We start from the raw sequence: 16,803 nt of genomic DNA, 5'->3' as shown, positions 1-16,803 counted from the left end.
TTGAATGAGATTTTCCCATATTTTCAAAGTTTCAGCACTGGTTGGAACTTTGTTTTTACTACTTGTCTCTTGTGAAGAGGAGTTGGATACCATAGGAGAAGGTGTTATTGGTGGAGAGCCCTTTAGTACTGGTAAAGTGGAATACGATGTGTTTGCCTTCAACAAGGGAATCACTGCTGTACAGACCAATAAATTGCCACTGTACCAATTGGGAACTTTTAACGACCCCATTTATGGCAAGCGAAATGCGAGTATCATTTCACAACTTACCCTGCCTACTCCCTCGCCTAGTTTTGGAGATATTTCCCAAGCTAGTGAGGATGGCCCGGACAACGATCAGGAAAACGAAACGGTAAGCGAAGTGTACCTATATATTCCTTTTCAACGATCTCCTTCCGGTGATAGGGATGGCGACGGGGTACCCGATGTATTTGAGCCCGGCGATGCAGCAACAGACCCCAACTCCGATTTGGATGGTGATGGCGTAACCGACAACCAAGAAAGAGCCATTGGTTCCAATCCATTTGATCCAGATGAGGATGGAACAGGCGAAGGGTTTGTAGCCAATACATATCCACAAAGGTTTGATTTGGACAGTATTTATGGAAATCGGGAACAGTCCTTTAATTTAGTGGTGTCCAAATCCAACTATTTTTTGAGGGACTTAGATCCCAATTCTAACTTTCAAGAAGCTCAAGAGTACTACTCCAACCAAGATTTTTCTACTTTTATTGGTGAAGAATTATTTAATGGTGAGGTTACCATCAGTGACGAAGAACTGCTTTTTAGGGACAATGAGGACGACCCTGACACTCCGGATATCGATGAATCCCAAGAAATAACCAATAGGTTGAATCCTGGAATCCGAGTACCGCTGAATCCAGATTTCTTTCAGCAGAATATTTTGGACAAGGAAGGTCAGCCAGAGTTATTGACCCAGTCCAATTTCAGGAACTTTTTGCGAGGCATCCACTTAACGGGTACCGATATGGAAGAACTTATGTTCCTTTTGGACCTAACCCAGGCCAATATCACCATTAGTTATACCTACGATGATTTTGACCCAGAGACAGAGCAAACGGTCACATCGGAAAGAGATTACGTTATCAATCTTTTGTCCGGGACACAAGCTGGAGGAATCAACGGAAATGCGGTAAATGTTTTTGAGGACGAAATGTTGCCTCCCTACGTAGAGGGGGCCCTCGACAGCGACGAAAATGCGTCAAGGATATATGTTAAGGGTGGTGCCACCTTGGCAGAGATACGTCTTTTTGATGAATTGGAGAATGGAGGGTCTGCCATCATCAATGAAATCAAACAGAACAATTGGGTGATCAACGAGGCCAATTTGGTGTTTTATGTGGACCGTGAAACGGTAGGCCCTACCATAGTGGAGCCACCGCGAATTTATTTGTTCAATGCAGAAACCAATCGTCCGCTTTTCGATGCACTTAACGAAGATCCGGCGATCAATACAGGTCCTAATCCATTGCGATACTTTCTTAACCATGGCGGTTTGTTGGAAAAGGAAAACGATAGGGGCGTAAAATATACCGTGCGTATTACGGAGCATATTAACAACATCATTGTACGGGATTCCGCCAATGCCAGATTGGGGCTGACTGCTACGCCCAACATCAACTTAGTGGGACTTCGAGAAGCGATGGGCAGCGATATGCAAGGGGTGGATTATCCCATCGCCGCATCCATGAGCCCATTGGGTACGGTCCTTTACGGAAGCAATCTAGCTCCAAGTGAGGAGGCCATGAAGTTGAAATTGGAAATCTTTTACACAGAAGCAAATTAGAGGGTAGCTTTATCGTGGTTTTTTGGACTTTTGTCGTTTTAACGAACCAGAACCTATGATTTTAACGTATACCTATTAATTTTGATGACCAACCCCCAAATGGACAACAACAAAAAACAATCTTATGTGTGGAATAGTAGGTTACATCGGTCATAGGGAAGCATACCCGATAATTATAAAAGGTCTGCAAAGACTGGAGTACAGAGGTTACGACAGTGCAGGCATCTCTCTTTTTGATGGAAAGGATATTCACTTGTCCAAAACCAAGGGCAAAGTAGAAGATTTAAAAAATAAGGCCGAATCGACCATTCCTACTGAAGGAAAATTGGGATTGGGCCATACGAGGTGGGCAACCCACGGGGTTCCCAATGATGCCAACTCACATCCGCATTATTCCAATTCAGGAGACTTGGTGATCATCCACAATGGCATCATCGAAAACTATGAGTCCATCAAACAGGCCTTGACAAAAAGAGGCTATACTTTTGAGTCGGATACTGATACCGAAGTACTGGTCAATCTCATCGAAGAAGTCAAGAAAAAGGAAGGGGTAAAACTCGGAAAGGCGGTGCAGATTGCACTGAACCAAGTGGTAGGTGCCTACGCCATCGCCGTTTTTGACAAGAGCAAGCCTGATGAAATAGTAGTGGCCAAACTAGGTAGTCCACTTGCCATTGGAATTGGTGAGAACGAGTACTTTATCGCTTCCGATGCATCCCCTTTCATTGAGTTTACCAACAACGCCGTTTATCTAGAAGATGAGGAAATGGCGATTGTTCGGATAGGAAAGGAAATCAAGCTGCGCAAAATCAAGGACGATGCCATTGCGTATCCCAATATTCTAGAACTACAGCTAAATCTGGAAGAAATAGAAAAAGGGGGGTATGACCATTTCATGCTGAAGGAAATCTACGAGCAGCCCAAAGCGATTTTGGATACCTATCGAGGCCGTTTGTTGGCCGATAAGGGAATCGTTAAGATGTCAGGAATCGACCAAAATCTTGAAAAGTTCTTAAACGCCAACAGAATTATTATTGTGGCCTGTGGAACTTCATGGCATGCGGGTCTGGTGGCCGAATATATTTTTGAGGATTTGGCGAGGATACCTGTAGAGGTGGAATACGCTTCGGAGTTCAGATACCGAAATCCGGTAATTACGGAAAAAGATGTTTTGATTGCCATTTCCCAATCCGGTGAAACGGCTGATACCTTGGCAGCCATTAAATTGGCCAAAGAAAAAGGGGCCTTTGTGTTTGGGGTGTGCAACGTGGTGGGTTCTTCCATTGCTAGGGAAACCCATGCCGGTGCCTATACACATGCTGGTCCGGAAATCGGGGTGGCATCCACCAAGGCATTCACTACGCAGATTACTGTGCTCACTTTGATTGCCCTCAAATTGGCGCAAGAAAAAGGAACCCTTTCGCAAAGCAAGTTTCATGAGTATTTAGCGGAACTGGAAGCCGTACCAACCAAGGTAGAAAAAGCACTGTTATCCAACCCATTGGTAGAAGAAATATCCGAGACCTACAAAGATTCCACCAACTGTTTGTACTTGGGAAGAGGCTACAATTTTCCAGTGGCATTGGAAGGTGCCTTAAAGTTGAAGGAAATCAGTTATATCCATGCCGAGGGATACCCGGCTGCCGAAATGAAACACGGCCCCATCGCTTTGATCGACGAACAGATGCCTGTTGTGGTGATTGCCACCCGAAAAGGACATTATGAAAAGGTGGTGAGCAATATCCAAGAAATAAAATCCCGAAAGGGACGCATCATTGCCATCGTTACCGAAGGGGACGAAACGGTAAAGCAACTTGCCGACCATGTGATAGAAGTACCGGATACCTCAGAAAGTTTATCACCATTGTTGACGACCATACCGTTGCAACTATTGTCCTACCACATCGCCGTAATGCGAGGCTGCAATGTGGACCAGCCAAGGAATTTGGCGAAGTCCGTGACAGTGGAATAATCCAATATCAACTTAAAACAAAATCAAAAGGCGCTTTAAAAGCGCCTTTTTTGTTGATTGCTTAGATTTGCGGAAGAATTTTTGCCAATAAAGTATTATGCATGCATAATTTTTTTCAAATTTGTATTATTGAAATAAAAAAAAATGTATCTTCCCGTTTGATACTTAACATGCACAAAAACTAAATTAACTCTAATCCATAGCAAATGAAAAGACTTATGTTTGTTTCCCTAATGCTACTGGGTTTGGCAACCACCTATGGCCAAACCACTGTAAGGGGAACGGTAGTTGATGAAAACAATGCCCCCATTCCTGGGGCCAACGTGGTCTTGGTTGGAAAAGCGGAAGGAACCACTACGGACTTTGATGGGAATTTTACCTTTAATACAAGTGAAGTGCCCCCATTTAAACTTCAATTTTCAAGTATTGGTTTCTCGGATTTCACAGCGAATGTCACTTCAAACAACCAAACACTCAATATCACACTTTCCGAAGCAAACACCATGCTCGACGAAATTGTGATTTCCGCTTCGAGAACGCCCGAACGTATTTTTGAATCACCCGTATCCGTAGAAAGATTCGGACTGAAGGAAATCAAGAATACTACGGCCGAATCGTTTTATGGTGGACTTCAAAACTTAAAAGGGGTTGATATCAACACCAACAGTTTAACCTTTCAGTCCATCAACACCAGAGGTTTTGCCACCTTTGCAAACAACCGATTTTTGCAATTGGTCGATGGAATGGATAACACCGCCCCGGGTCTGAACTTCGTTTTGGGTAACCTGGTGGGGATGTCCGAATTGGATGTACAAAGTGTGGAAATCCTTCCGGGAGCTTCTTCCGCATTGTACGGTGCAGGTGCCTTTAACGGTATCTTGTTCATGACCAGTAAAAGTCCTTTTGACTTTCAAGGAATCAGTGCTTACGCCAAGGGCGGGGTAACTACCCAAGACGCCGCAGGAAGCAATTTTTACAAGGATTTTGGTATTCGAGCTGCCCATGCTTTTAGCGATAAATTGGCAGTAAAGGCCAACCTTTCTGTATTGACCGGTGAAGATTGGCACGCCAACAGTCGTGTGGACTTGAACAACCCAGGCGCCGATCGTTCCAATCCGGCTTATGATGGATTGAACGTATATGGTGATGAGGTATCCACAGTTCTGAATTTTGACGCTGCCGCAGGATTTCCTTCCGGAACCGTTGGGTCGGCCCTAATTTCCAGAACAGGATATGATGAAGCCGATTTGGCGAACTATAATGCGGAAAGTGTGAAGACGGATTTCGCTGTGCACTACCGTCCGTTTGCCAATGATTTGGAGATTATCTTGAATAGTAGGATTGGTCGTGGTACCACTATCTATCAAGGTGCCAACCGTTACGCAGTGGCGGGGTTTACCATGCAGCAACATAAATTGGAAATCAAAAACGACAACTTCTTTATTAGGGGTTATATCGTCTCCGAAAATTCTGGAGATGCTTACGATACCCGTTTTGCGGCGATTAACGTTAATAGGGCCTGGAAGTCGGATACCCAATGGTTTACCGATTATGCCAGAGCTTACATCCCAACTTACCTAGGTGGAATTCAGGGAGCGGGCCTTAGCCCAGATGAGGCATCTGCCCAAGCACATATTGCAGGACGACAAGCTGCCGACCAAGGTAGATTGATTCCGGGAACACCAGCTTTTGAGAGTACATTCAATAGAGTGATCAATGATGGCGACTTGACTACGGGAGCTAAATTTATCGATAGGACCAAATTCCGTCACGTGAACGGAAATTACAATTTGGCACATCTTATTGATGATTGGGCCGATGTTCAAATTGGAGGATCATTTAGAGAGTATGTGTTGAATTCTAATGGTACTATTTTTACCGATATAGATGGGCCAATTTCTTATAATGAATACGGTGCTTATCTTCAGGTACAGAAGAAATTTTTGGATGATCGTCTGAAGTTTACAGGTTCTGCCCGTTACGATAAAAATGAGTTTTTTGATGGATTTCTTTCACCGAGAGTATCGTTGGCGTATACCTTGGGTGAAGAACGCAACCATAATATTAGGGTTTCCGTGCAGCAAGGTTTCCGAAACCCCACCACACAAGATTTATTCATTGGGTTGAATGCCGGTCGTGCCATTTTGGTAGGTTCTGCACCCGATAACTTGGATAGGGATGTTCGTACTTTCGACGTTAGTGAAAGCGGACAGGCTTTAATTGGACAGTCTACCGTGGAAATTGTGGGACGTGAGGCATATGAAAACGCTTACTCCACCAGTTCCTTGCAAGCTGGTGCACCTGAAGCAGTAAATACACCTTTGGTTCAACCAGAGGAAATTACAGCCTACGAGTTAGGATATAGAGCCCAAGTAGGTAAGTTTACCATTGATATGAGCGGTTATTACAACAGCTACAGTAATTTCTTGGCCAATACCACCACAGCGGTACCCTTTTATGGTGAAGCAGGGGATGGAGGTCTATCTCTCTTGGCTTTACAGAACGGGGATTTTCAGGTTTACCAAACTTATACCAACTCCGAAGCGGACGTTAATTCCTATGGAGCAACCGTTGGTGTAGATACCAAACTGGGTAATTTTGATTTAGGCGTCAACTACACCTTTGCCGAATTGGATATCGATGAAGGACGGTTCCCAGATTTGAGAACTAACTTCAACACGCCAAGACATAAGGTCAAAGCATCTTTCGGAAACACGGCCCTATTCAAGAATTTCGGGTTTAATGTGAATTATCGTTGGAGTGATACCTATTTCTGGGAAGCCTCTTTTGCAGATGGTACTGTCCCAGCATTCACCGTATTGGATGCACAGATCAACTATGCTGTACCAAGCATCAAGTCTATCTTTAAGCTGGGCGGGTCCAATATTTTGGGAGACGAATATTTTACGGCCGTAGGTACCGGTTTTATAGGTTCCATTTACTATTTGTCATGGACCATAAACCCCTAAACTACAGTTGAAAAGATTGAAAAAAGGCGTTGGGTTTTCCAACGCCTTTTTTATTTAAAAAAAAGCTGAAATCGGTTTCTGAATAAAAATGTAAAAGCATATCTTTGCAGCCGAAAAATCAGCGGATATTTTCCGCGTATTCAATTAAAAATAAACATACTAATGTCTAAAGTAACAGGTAAGGTTGCCCAAATTATAGGCCCGGTCATTGATGTTGAGTTTGAATCAGGGGTAGAAATCCCAAGAATTTATGACTCCCTTGAAATTGCAAAAGCTGATGGCTCAAGATTGGTTTTGGAAGTACAATCACACATTGGTGAGAATACCGTAAGAACCATTTCTATGGACTCAACCGACGGATTGAGTAGGGGTGTAGAGGTCGTAGCTACCGGAAACCCAATTCAAATGCCGATTGGCGAAGAGGTGTACGGACGTCTATTCAACGTAATCGGTGATGCAATCGATGGTTTGGAGGAACTGCCTAAAACTGGAGACAAAGGACTGCCCATTCACAGGGAAGCTCCAAAATTTGAAGATCTTTCCACTTCAACCGAAGTACTTTTTACGGGTATCAAAGTAATCGACCTTATCGAGCCTTACGCAAAAGGTGGTAAAATTGGATTGTTCGGTGGTGCCGGGGTAGGTAAAACGGTATTGATTCAGGAGTTGATCAACAACATTGCAAAAGGTCACGGTGGTTTGTCCGTGTTCGCCGGTGTTGGGGAACGTACCCGTGAAGGAAACGATTTGCTTCGTGAGATGTTGGAGTCCGGTATTATCAAATACGGTGACGATTTCTTGCACTCCATGGAAGAAGGAGGATGGGACTTGTCCAAAGTAGATAAAGCTGCTATGAAACAATCCAAGGCGACCTTCGTGTTCGGTCAGATGAATGAGCCACCAGGGGCACGTGCCCGTGTGGCATTGTCTGGATTGACCATTGCAGAGTATTTCCGTGATGGATCAGGCGAAGGACAAGGAAAAGACGTTCTTTTCTTCGTAGATAACATTTTCCGTTTCACCCAGGCAGGTTCTGAGGTATCCGCACTTTTAGGTCGTATGCCATCTGCGGTAGGTTACCAACCCACATTGGCAACAGAGATGGGTGCCATGCAGGAAAGGATTACATCCACCAAAAGAGGTTCCATTACATCTGTACAGGCGGTTTACGTTCCTGCGGATGACTTGACGGATCCTGCGCCAGCAACCACGTTTGCTCACTTGGATGCAACAACCGTACTATCCCGTAAAATTGCCGAGTTGGGTATTTATCCCGCTGTGGATCCTTTGGATTCAACGTCTAGGATTTTGACCCCTGAGATTTTGGGTAAAGAGCATTACGATTGCGCACAGCGTGTAAAAGAGTTGTTGCAACGATATAAAGAGCTTCAGGATATTATTGCCATCTTGGGTATGGAAGAACTTTCTGAAGAAGATAAATTGGCCGTAGGTAGAGCTAGACGTGTACAACGTTTCTTGTCTCAGCCTTTCCACGTAGCAGAGCAGTTTACAGGTATTCCTGGGGTGTTGGTTGATATTAAGGAGACCATTAAAGGTTTTAACATGATCATGGACGGTGAACTAGATCACTTGCCAGAATCTGCCTTCAACCTTAAAGGAACTATCGAGGAAGCCATCGAAGCTGGAGAGAAAATGCTCGCGGAAGCATAATGTCATTCCTGCGAAAGCAGGAATCTCATAGGAAATTTAGTCAAAGTTAAAAGATTCCCGTTTGCACGGGAATGACAAAAGAAAATATGTATTTAGAAATAGTATCACCCGAAGCCACTTTATTCTCAGGAGACGTAACTTCAGTTACCGTTCCCGGAGTAAACGGTGAGTTCCAGATGTTGGAGAACCACGCTCCAGTTGTATCTCTATTGCAAGCTGGAAACGTTAAGGTAAAAGGTAACATCACCATTGATGAAGCCTTTGCCAATAAATTTTCCAAAGGAAGCAATGGAGAGACTGTTCTGGCTATCAGCAGTGGAACCGTAGAGATGAAGGACAATAAAGTCATCGTCCTAGCCGATTAAAATAAATGAATTCATTCATAGAAAAGCCGCTCCATTGGAGCGGCTTTTTTGTTTTTGGTATCCAAGTATTGGTACAATGACAGATAGAATGAAAATTACTATTTATCCTTCCCCAAAGAAACTTTATAATCGTCGATATTCCCGTGGATCTTTAAGTTGAGGTAGCGAATTTTCTTGGTAGGGTCCACTTCAATAATTTTGTCGTCTGTGGGAATGGAGTCCTTGTCCTTTTTATTGCCGAACAACTTATACACCGCTGCCCTTTTCACCGTTTTCCATGGGATTCTGACGTAATATTCGATATTTTGCTCCATATCCTGGGTGCCGGAAAGCTCCATATGTCCGAGGGTAGATTCAATGGTCATGTCGGGAATGGTCATCTTACCTTTAGTAATGTCCAAACGATTCTGAAGGGTATCAAACCGGACATTTCTCAGGTTTTTATCCCCCATATAGTCGGACAGCATAAGCATGGGTTTGTAATTCACCAACCTCCCATTGAGCACTTGGACATCCATATGTATTTCCGATTCGTCCAGATCGGGAACCAAATCGGGGTAAACCCTGATTTTCCCCTTAATATGTGATGAAACCTTTCCATGCAAATTTTCTGATACCAGATGGTCCTGTCCAAAGTTTTCAAACTTGAACAACAGTTGGTCCAAATCCACATTCTTGAGTGTTAGGTTGGGACTCAGGTAAATTTGCTTTGGGTCGCTACCGTTAAAGTACCCCGACAGATTAAACTGTCCACCGGCAGCCTCCATGCTCAAGGTATCCACATACACGAAGTGGTCCTTTGTGGTGCGCAAACTGGCGTTGATATTCTTAAAATCGATTCGATTACGGATAAAGTGCCCTACGGACATCAAATTGCATATCGGTAAATGGCAATTCATAAATATTGAATGCCGTTGCATGTTTCAATACGGTGCTGGAATCGATTTCCAAGTTGTTTTTTGGTGTTGGGGCTGCGGTATTGAAACTGAAAAGCTGGTCATAATCGATATAGTTGGCATTCAGCGTTAAACTATTATCGCGTTTTTTGATGCTTTCATCCTGTCCTAGATAATAGTTGAGGCTTACATCAAAAACCGTTCTTCCAATTTGTCCATGTAGATTTTCGATGACCAGATGCTCGTCTTCGTAGTGTATCCTGCCATTGAAATCCTGAAACCGCATGGGATGCAGGTGCATTTTGGTGTCCAATCCATCCACATCCAAATCAATGGAATGCAATGCAGAATCCTTGTAATGCATACTGGAATTGATGTGCATGGTCAGGTTTTCAAATTCTTCATGCCGATATTCCTCAGGGACATAATTTTCACCCTTGTATGAGAACAAATCTTCTAGTCGTAATAGGTCTGATGCCAAGGTGAGATCGAGGTCTACATCCCCGTTGAGCGTATCCTTCATCCAAAACCGGTAGTCGTGGACCAATCCGTTCAAGTGAAAATCGGAATCGTCTATCTCTCCGATAAAATCCACTATTTTCAGATCTTTGTCATCGATGAGGACGTCCGCATGAAAATCATGCAATCGGTGGGGGTAGTGTTTGAGTTCCGCATACAGACTGTCCACGAAGAACTCCCCTTTGGGTAAGTACTCGGTTTCCGTAAAGTTTTTAGCGGATGCAACAAGGGAAAAGCCAGCACTTAAGTTGGTAATCTGTTCATTGATGCCCTTGTTTGCTGTCGCAGAGTATCCCGTCAATTCGGCAAGGTCGAGCATTTTCGATTGAAGATCCAGATGCACTTTTACAGGTGTCTCTGTATGGTGTACGATGGACGGCAAGTCAGAAATATAACCGGTCATGGAAAGATCGGAATTGCCCATGGATATATTGAAGGTGTCCAAAGTCGCCTGTTTGCCCTTCATAATAAGATGCACATCGAGTCGGTTGAGGGGAGCTGGCATTTCCGATGAAACCATACTTAGGTTGGTGATTCTAAGTTCGCTAAAATAGGCCTGATTGAGGTCGCTGAGTGCATTTTCCGGATTATCGAGATCGATAATGTCGTGGAAGTTCATTTTTAAGGAAACATCACCCGCCACATTTTCAATCTCGGTCATATTTAAAAACTTGGTCATGAATGCCAAATTGAAATCCACATCCAATCGCATATCCACCTCAGGTTGCTCAAAGTTTTCGACCATAATGGAGCCCGAAAAATTACCCGACTCCAACTTGGCATTCATATTGGCCAAGGAAAATTTCATGGTTTTTAAACTACGATCTTCCCCGTTGGTGAAATATCCATTAAATCCCATTTGGTTGATGCGCTTTCGCTCCTTGGTGTTTTCGAGAAAGGCTTCGCTGGCACCAAATTCAGCCTCAATAAAAGGCATCTTTCCATCCTTGAGCGGCCCTTGTAACACGCCGTTAAAGTAAATGTTCCCTTGGTTTTTGTACCGTTCCAAAACTGGGATAAGGTCATCCGGAGCAAAGGCGATGAACACATCAAAATTGGGTTTGGTTCCCTTGACCTTTAGGTCAATGTTCATGTTGTTTTTGGTTTCCAGCGAACCATCCAATTCAAAGTCACCATGCTCCATGGTAATACTGGACGGCTTTATCTGAAGAACGCCTGTTTCCTCATTGAAATTGATATCGGTATTGAGCTTAAAATCTTTATGATGGATATAGGTCTGGTTTCCGTTGTCGAAGATGTTTAACAGAAACTCGGTCTCCATATGTGCATTGATGAGGCCATCACCCCACTGGAATCCGCCATCGGCCTTATGGATAAAGGTTTCAATATCCATGTTTGTAGCTTCGTCCAACTTGTGGATATCTAGTTTTTCCAGTTTGATTTTTTTCAGATGTATGTGGAAAGGTTCGGCTTCTTCGGTTTCGCTGGCACTTTGGAGCGCGTTTTGAAGATTGTTGGTGCCATCGCTATGCATCACCAGATTGAAAACTCCCTCTTTAACCCGTAGCGACTGAATATCGTAGTTTCCTTGTACGATATCCCAAAGATTTAGGCCAACATAGAGATTGTCCACCTCTGCAATCAATGGAGAGGACTCGGTTTTGTTCTCGTAAATCTGAAGATGGTACAACTTCATGGAGATGTACGGAAAGTTGCCAAACAAGGATAATTTGGAATCAGCCAAAGCAATACGACCCTCGTGCTGTGCATTGAGCGCGGAAATCTGGTCTTGTATGATGTCTTTTTGCGCCTTATGGATATAGAGCAACAAAGCCCCAAAGGACATTGTGGGCAATAGAATGGAGATAATGATCAACCGCAACCAAAACTTTCGCTTTTTTAAAAATATGAATTTCATATCCGCTATACTGTTAATCTAGAACCCATTTTTAATGGGTATGTTTGATATTCAAGCGTTCCGTAAAATAAAGGTTGAGGAATTTTAATCGTTTCAAACCCAGTTTGAAACCACTAGTATAACTCATCATCAAGAGGAATTATTGCAGGCCAAGCTGGCTTTTTGAAAGGTTTCTGTAGGTCAGCGTTCCAAGAGTAAGATACGCCATTCACGTTCACTAGTTTGATAAATAGTTAGAGGCTTAAATCCAACCGCTTTATGTGCTACAAGGGACCTCCTGTTTTTGCCATCCACTTCCGTAATAATCTTGTCAAAGCCTTTCGGCAATTTTTCCTTCATGGTTCGGTACAACTTTCTAAAAATACCTAGTCTCCGATGACTCTTGGCTACACAAATTTGACCCATCACCATGTAATTGTCCTTAGGTCCGAGAACTTTTTCGATTTCATGGAACATGGGTCGGAGTACTTCAATGGCATCTGCAAAATTGGGGTGCATGCAAAGTGCGTAGCCTACAACAAGCTGTTCATCCACCGCGATAATGTGTCCACACATAGCGTTCATGGCTCTAAGGAGATCTAAATCATGCTCCACTGTCACAAATCCTTCTTTCTCCCTTTCTTCTTGACTGATATTTTTGGGTAAGTTACGCTGCTGAAGGTCCAGAATCTGTTCCAGCTCCCTCATCGTTTCTGCCTGCTTGTAAATGATCATTTACTTCACTTTGAGCCAAGCTTTGCGGTGCTCCAGGACTTGTTTGGATGGTTTTTCATCCTTGTCCTCCATCAAACTAAAGACATAATCTGGACTGGGGGTCAAGACTATTTCGGTGGTCTTTTCTTCTCCAAAACGGGTGAATTTTACCTGCAACGGTTCGCCCATTCCAAATCGTTTCAAGTAGTCATCAAACGATTCATCCTCGGCAAAGGGTTCGTTGTTGATGCTAAGGATGACATCGCCGTTATCCAAGCCAGCCTGGTATGCCGGACTTCCTATTTTTGTATTTCTGAGTATCATATAGCCAGATTTGTCGGCGCTCATCGAAACATAGGCCCCAAAATAGGCCGAGGCTTCAGGCTGTTCCAAAACCACACCCACGGAGGCCATCAAATCCTTGTAATTGGGCATGTCACTTTTGTAAATGTATTTGCTGAAGAAATCATCGCCAAAGGCTTTTCCTGCGTATGTATTCAAAGCATCATGAAGATTTTGGATGGTATAGGGAACTTCGGTTTTGCCGTATTGCTTCCAAACTAATTTCATGTAATCATCCAGGTTCAATCCTTTTTCGCGAAGGGAAAGGTCCAGGGCCAAGCCCAAAACACTGCCATAGGAGTAGTACGAAATGAACATATTTTCCCGGTTGACGGGGTCCACTGAAGTAGCAGCATCCACAAAAGGGGCCTGAAAACTCATCTCTATCGGATTAAAGAATTGTCGCGCCGGGGAGTTCCAAACATAATTAAAGGTTCCGGCCAATCCTTCTACATAATCTTTAGGTGAAGAAAGCCCTGTTCTGCACAGGATAAGACCGGTGTAATAGCTGGTAAAGCCTTCGGCAAACCAAAGTGCACCGCTCATGTTGGCTTCCTCAAAATTGAAGGGTTCCAAGGTCTTTGGGCGGATACGCTCCACGTTCCATGCGTGAAAAAACTCGTGCGAAACCGTCCCAATGTTACGTTCCATGCCTCCGTTGGCCAAGCTACGGGTGCTCGTCAAAATAGTAGAGTTCCGATGCTCCATGCCATCGCCCGAAGCATTGGGAATGTAGCAGGCCAAAAAGGTGTAGCTTCCATAATCAAAATCGGGCAGTTCGCCATACACCTCTTTCTCGGCCAGAACGACCTTTTTCACCTTTTCAAAATATTCGTCTGCTTCCGCTTCGGTACCGTTATGGTGCAGCGCAAGGTTGATGGTCTTCCCATCTACTTCAAAAGAGCGAAGCATATAATTGCTGATTTCCGTAGGACTGTCCATAAAATAGTGGAGGTTGGGGGCGGAATAGGTGGTGCCAGATACCAAAGGCAACTGGGTGGCCACTTTCCAATCCAAATCCTCGCGGAGGTCGAAGGTTACTTCGATGTTGCGTTCGCTCAGTTTGGGAGCAAACATAAAGGTCGCAGGGATGTTCAAGTGCGCATGGGTTTCATCTACTTGGGAATAGGTACCATCGCCCCGATTGGCAAACAAAATATAGCTTATGTTGATGGTGCCATCGTGCCCGCTGACTTCCCACGCATAGGGATTGGGACGGGTAATTTTTAAAGCTTTTCCTTTGCTGTCTGTAGCTTTGAAATCATACACATTCTTGGCAAATTCATGGAGCGCATAGCGACCTGGAGAGGTCCTGCTCATCCGAAACTCCACAGTGTCTTCGGTCAAGTTGGGAAAAGTGGCTTGAATGGCGGCCTCGTGGTGTACGGCGTTCTCAAAGGAAATGTGATAGGTATTGGTCTGGGCATTTATGAATAGCCCAACACATAGAGCAAAAAAAGTAAGGGTAAATCTCATTTTTGGCAAAGGTTTAAGAGCCACCAAGATACGGTTTAATCTGCGTAAGTGCTAGATTTGTGGGAAGGAGAAACTTTTTGGCAGCTATTTGAAAAAATCGACTATTTTAACAAGAAAATGAGCGATTGCCATATTGTTTGTACGTTTTAGTACGAAGGAAGAAATAACAAAGGGGCTGCCATAAGTCAAAAATATAAGGAAGCATGAAAACAGAATTTCACACATTGGGTACGTTTGAGTTTCCTGCCGATGCCGTGGTCATTAAGGGGAAATTGGAAGCGGAAGGCATCCCGGTTTTTTTAAGGGACGAGGCTACCATTAATTCCGACCCATTGATCAGTGCGGCCCTTGGTGGGGTCAAGCTCCAAGTATATTCCACCGATAGGGAACGGGCCAAGGAAATTTTTGACGAAGTGCGCAACTACGCCACGGACGAATTTGGCAATCCAGTGGTATGCCCTAATTGCAAGGCGACCAAATCCGAAATCTATTATTCCCGTAGCAATGTCTTCTATAAATTGTTTCCGTTTTTTGAGCCCAGGAAGTATCAATGTATGAACTGTAACTTTATTACACGCCCGGCAAGTTGAACGTGTTTGGGATTGGAATTTCAACAGCGGCAGTTAAAACCCTGATTTCTACTGTTGTTGAGTGAACTTTATAATCACTCTAATCGCTGGTAAATAAGCCCACGATCTACGGTAGCCCTTAACTCGTAATGTTGGGCCAAGTAGGCATCGATATATGTGTTGTACTGGACTAATTTTTCGTAAAAAATGCGTTTACCCTTTCTAGCTACTACGATTTTGGGCTGAATGACCTCCATGATGTATTGTAGTTCCTCAAGACCTGATTTACTGGGATTGTTCATGTAGGGAAACAATTCTTCGCGGGCAATATTACTAGGGTGGGTTGCGGCTGAGGTCGGAGGCAATTCATCCAACTGCCAGTATCCAATATGGTACTCCGTAAAGAAAATATTTTCGGTTTCCAGCTTATGGTCCAAAATATACCTTGGCACGTCTATGCCCTCTCCATTATAAAAGGAGCCCTTTTTCAACTTGTTGGAAACAATGTTTCCATATTCCAAATAGGATTCCATCGGAATCAAAACAAGGAGTACGATAACAATCGGGCTAAACTTTTTCGGAATCGCGGGAAGTTTGCTCACGGCCATGCCCAAGGGAATCAAAATAAATGGATATAGTTGGATGAGATAATGCCCGTTCACCTTGCCTGCTTGAACATACGAAAACAATATTCCAACAACTACAATGGTTAACAGTTGTATTCCTTTTGATTTCCAATCCACCCACTTAAAATAGTAAATACCACCCAACAAGAGCGCAATGGTTCCAACGTAAGGCAAGGTTTTCCATGGTGAATGAAATTTCCCCTCAGAATAGGCCAAAGGCGCTTCAAAAATGGATTTCCACCAAACGTCGGAAATCCCTTGGAGGTAATAGGGGAGTAGTGTACAAAGAACCGTTAACAAAAAGCCGACTCCCATGAACACCAGATGTTTCAAATTTATCCAAAGCCGTTTGGTATGAAATCCCTCCCAGAGGTAAAAAACGCCCAAACTTAAAACGGGATAGGCCATGTTGAGCTTGCTCATTACCGAAAGTCCCAACAGGAGTCCGGCCGTAAAAAACCATTTACTATCCTCTTTGGTGAACAGAATGAAGAGCGCTGCCACAAAAAAGAAAGTACAAATGTGCTCCGACATCACTCCTTGCAAACTGCCAAACAGACTTTGAAAAAAAACACAGAATATCGCCACCCAAAAGGCTATCTTTTTTGAGGTGATTTTTGATGCAATACCGTGGGTAAATAAAGCGGTAAGCGCAACCAGCAACGAACCAAAAAAACGAATGGCAAAGAAGCTTTTCCCGAAAATTTTGATGATGATGGCAAAATAGAGAAATGTAATCGGTGGTTTCAGGTCCCACAATTGGGTGTATGGCAAATACCCGTTCACCCAAGATTGTCCCATCAAAATGAAAGTGCTCTCGTCCCGGTCCACGTAATCCCTAAAAAAGAAAGGGAAACGGATGAAAATTGAGATTATGACCAAAACAAAGGCGACTGTTTTCCAGTCCAGGTCTTGATACCTTAAGGAACGTAATTTTTTAAGCACGGTGGTATTCAGCTTTTTTGGTCATTCATTATCCTCTTTGCAATATAGATAAATTTGAATGTTTAGGGAGGTTC

Annotated in this window: 11 protein-coding genes; 6 read left to right on the top strand and 5 right to left on the bottom strand. The window is 43.7% G+C overall.

The window, feature by feature from the left end:
• Positions 1–4 precede the first annotated feature (4 nt).
• From ABNE31_RS01630 to ABNE31_RS01610, 5 genes are all read left to right on the top strand, one after another.
• A complete protein-coding gene (locus tag ABNE31_RS01630; RefSeq protein WP_349352119.1) occupies positions 5–1,807 on the top strand; it encodes a DUF4270 family protein in 1,803 nt (600 codons plus the stop codon).
• Between the two features lie 124 nt (positions 1,808–1,931).
• On the top strand, positions 1,932–3,779 hold the full coding sequence (gene glmS, locus ABNE31_RS01625) for a glutamine--fructose-6-phosphate transaminase (isomerizing) (protein ID WP_349352118.1): 1,848 nt from the start codon (positions 1,932–1,934) through the stop codon (positions 3,777–3,779).
• 206 nt (positions 3,780–3,985) lie between these two features.
• A complete protein-coding gene (locus ABNE31_RS01620; protein WP_306012501.1) occupies positions 3,986–6,748 on the top strand; it encodes a TonB-dependent receptor in 2,763 nt (920 codons plus the stop codon).
• A 162-nt stretch (positions 6,749–6,910) separates the two neighbouring features.
• Positions 6,911–8,419 (top strand): F0F1 ATP synthase subunit beta, encoded by a 1,509-nt coding sequence (gene atpD / locus ABNE31_RS01615; protein WP_349352117.1) that lies wholly within the window; start codon positions 6,911–6,913, stop codon positions 8,417–8,419.
• Positions 8,420–8,505: 86 nt separating this feature from the next.
• Positions 8,506–8,784 carry a F0F1 ATP synthase subunit epsilon gene (locus ABNE31_RS01610; protein WP_293280721.1) on the top strand — a complete coding sequence of 93 codons (279 nt, stop codon included), beginning with the start codon at positions 8,506–8,508 and terminating at the stop codon, positions 8,782–8,784.
• Positions 8,785–8,882: 98 nt separating this feature from the next.
• On the opposite strand, the gene ABNE31_RS01605 is transcribed toward ABNE31_RS01610, so the two are convergent.
• From ABNE31_RS01605 to ABNE31_RS01590, 4 genes are all read right to left on the bottom strand, one after another.
• Positions 8,883–9,653 (bottom strand): AsmA-like C-terminal region-containing protein, encoded by a 771-nt coding sequence (locus tag ABNE31_RS01605; protein WP_349352116.1) that lies wholly within the window; start codon positions 9,651–9,653, stop codon positions 8,883–8,885.
• Positions 9,628–12,078 (bottom strand): AsmA family protein, encoded by a 2,451-nt coding sequence (locus tag ABNE31_RS01600; RefSeq protein ID WP_349352115.1) that lies wholly within the window; start codon positions 12,076–12,078, stop codon positions 9,628–9,630. The genes ABNE31_RS01605 and ABNE31_RS01600 overlap by 26 nt, the downstream gene beginning before the upstream one ends.
• Before the next feature lie 180 nt (positions 12,079–12,258).
• Positions 12,259–12,792, bottom strand: coding sequence for a GNAT family N-acetyltransferase (locus tag ABNE31_RS01595; RefSeq protein WP_349352114.1), 534 nt, complete (start codon positions 12,790–12,792; stop codon positions 12,259–12,261).
• Positions 12,793–14,589, bottom strand: coding sequence for a PDZ domain-containing protein (locus ABNE31_RS01590; RefSeq protein ID WP_349352113.1), 1,797 nt, complete (start codon positions 14,587–14,589; stop codon positions 12,793–12,795). It lies immediately after the preceding gene.
• A 203-nt stretch (positions 14,590–14,792) separates the two neighbouring features.
• On the opposite strand from ABNE31_RS01590, the gene ABNE31_RS01585 reads away from it, so the two are divergent.
• Positions 14,793–15,179: a DUF2007 domain-containing protein gene (locus ABNE31_RS01585; protein ID WP_179383022.1), complete on the top strand. Its 387-nt coding sequence runs from the start codon at positions 14,793–14,795 to the stop codon at positions 15,177–15,179.
• Positions 15,180–15,253: 74 nt separating this feature from the next.
• Here ABNE31_RS01585 and ABNE31_RS01580 read toward each other — a convergent pair whose 3' ends face one another.
• A complete protein-coding gene (locus tag ABNE31_RS01580; RefSeq protein ID WP_349352112.1) occupies positions 15,254–16,729 on the bottom strand; it encodes a glycosyltransferase family 39 protein in 1,476 nt (491 codons plus the stop codon).
• Between the last annotated feature and the right edge of the window lie 74 nt (positions 16,730–16,803).

The organism is Flagellimonas sp. MMG031 (genome assembly GCF_040112705.1).
In the GTDB taxonomy this organism is placed as follows: Bacteria; Bacteroidota; Bacteroidia; order Flavobacteriales; family Flavobacteriaceae; genus Flagellimonas.
Note: the sequence above shows the minus strand (reverse complement) of the source record. Positions and strands in the feature narration are given on the sequence as shown.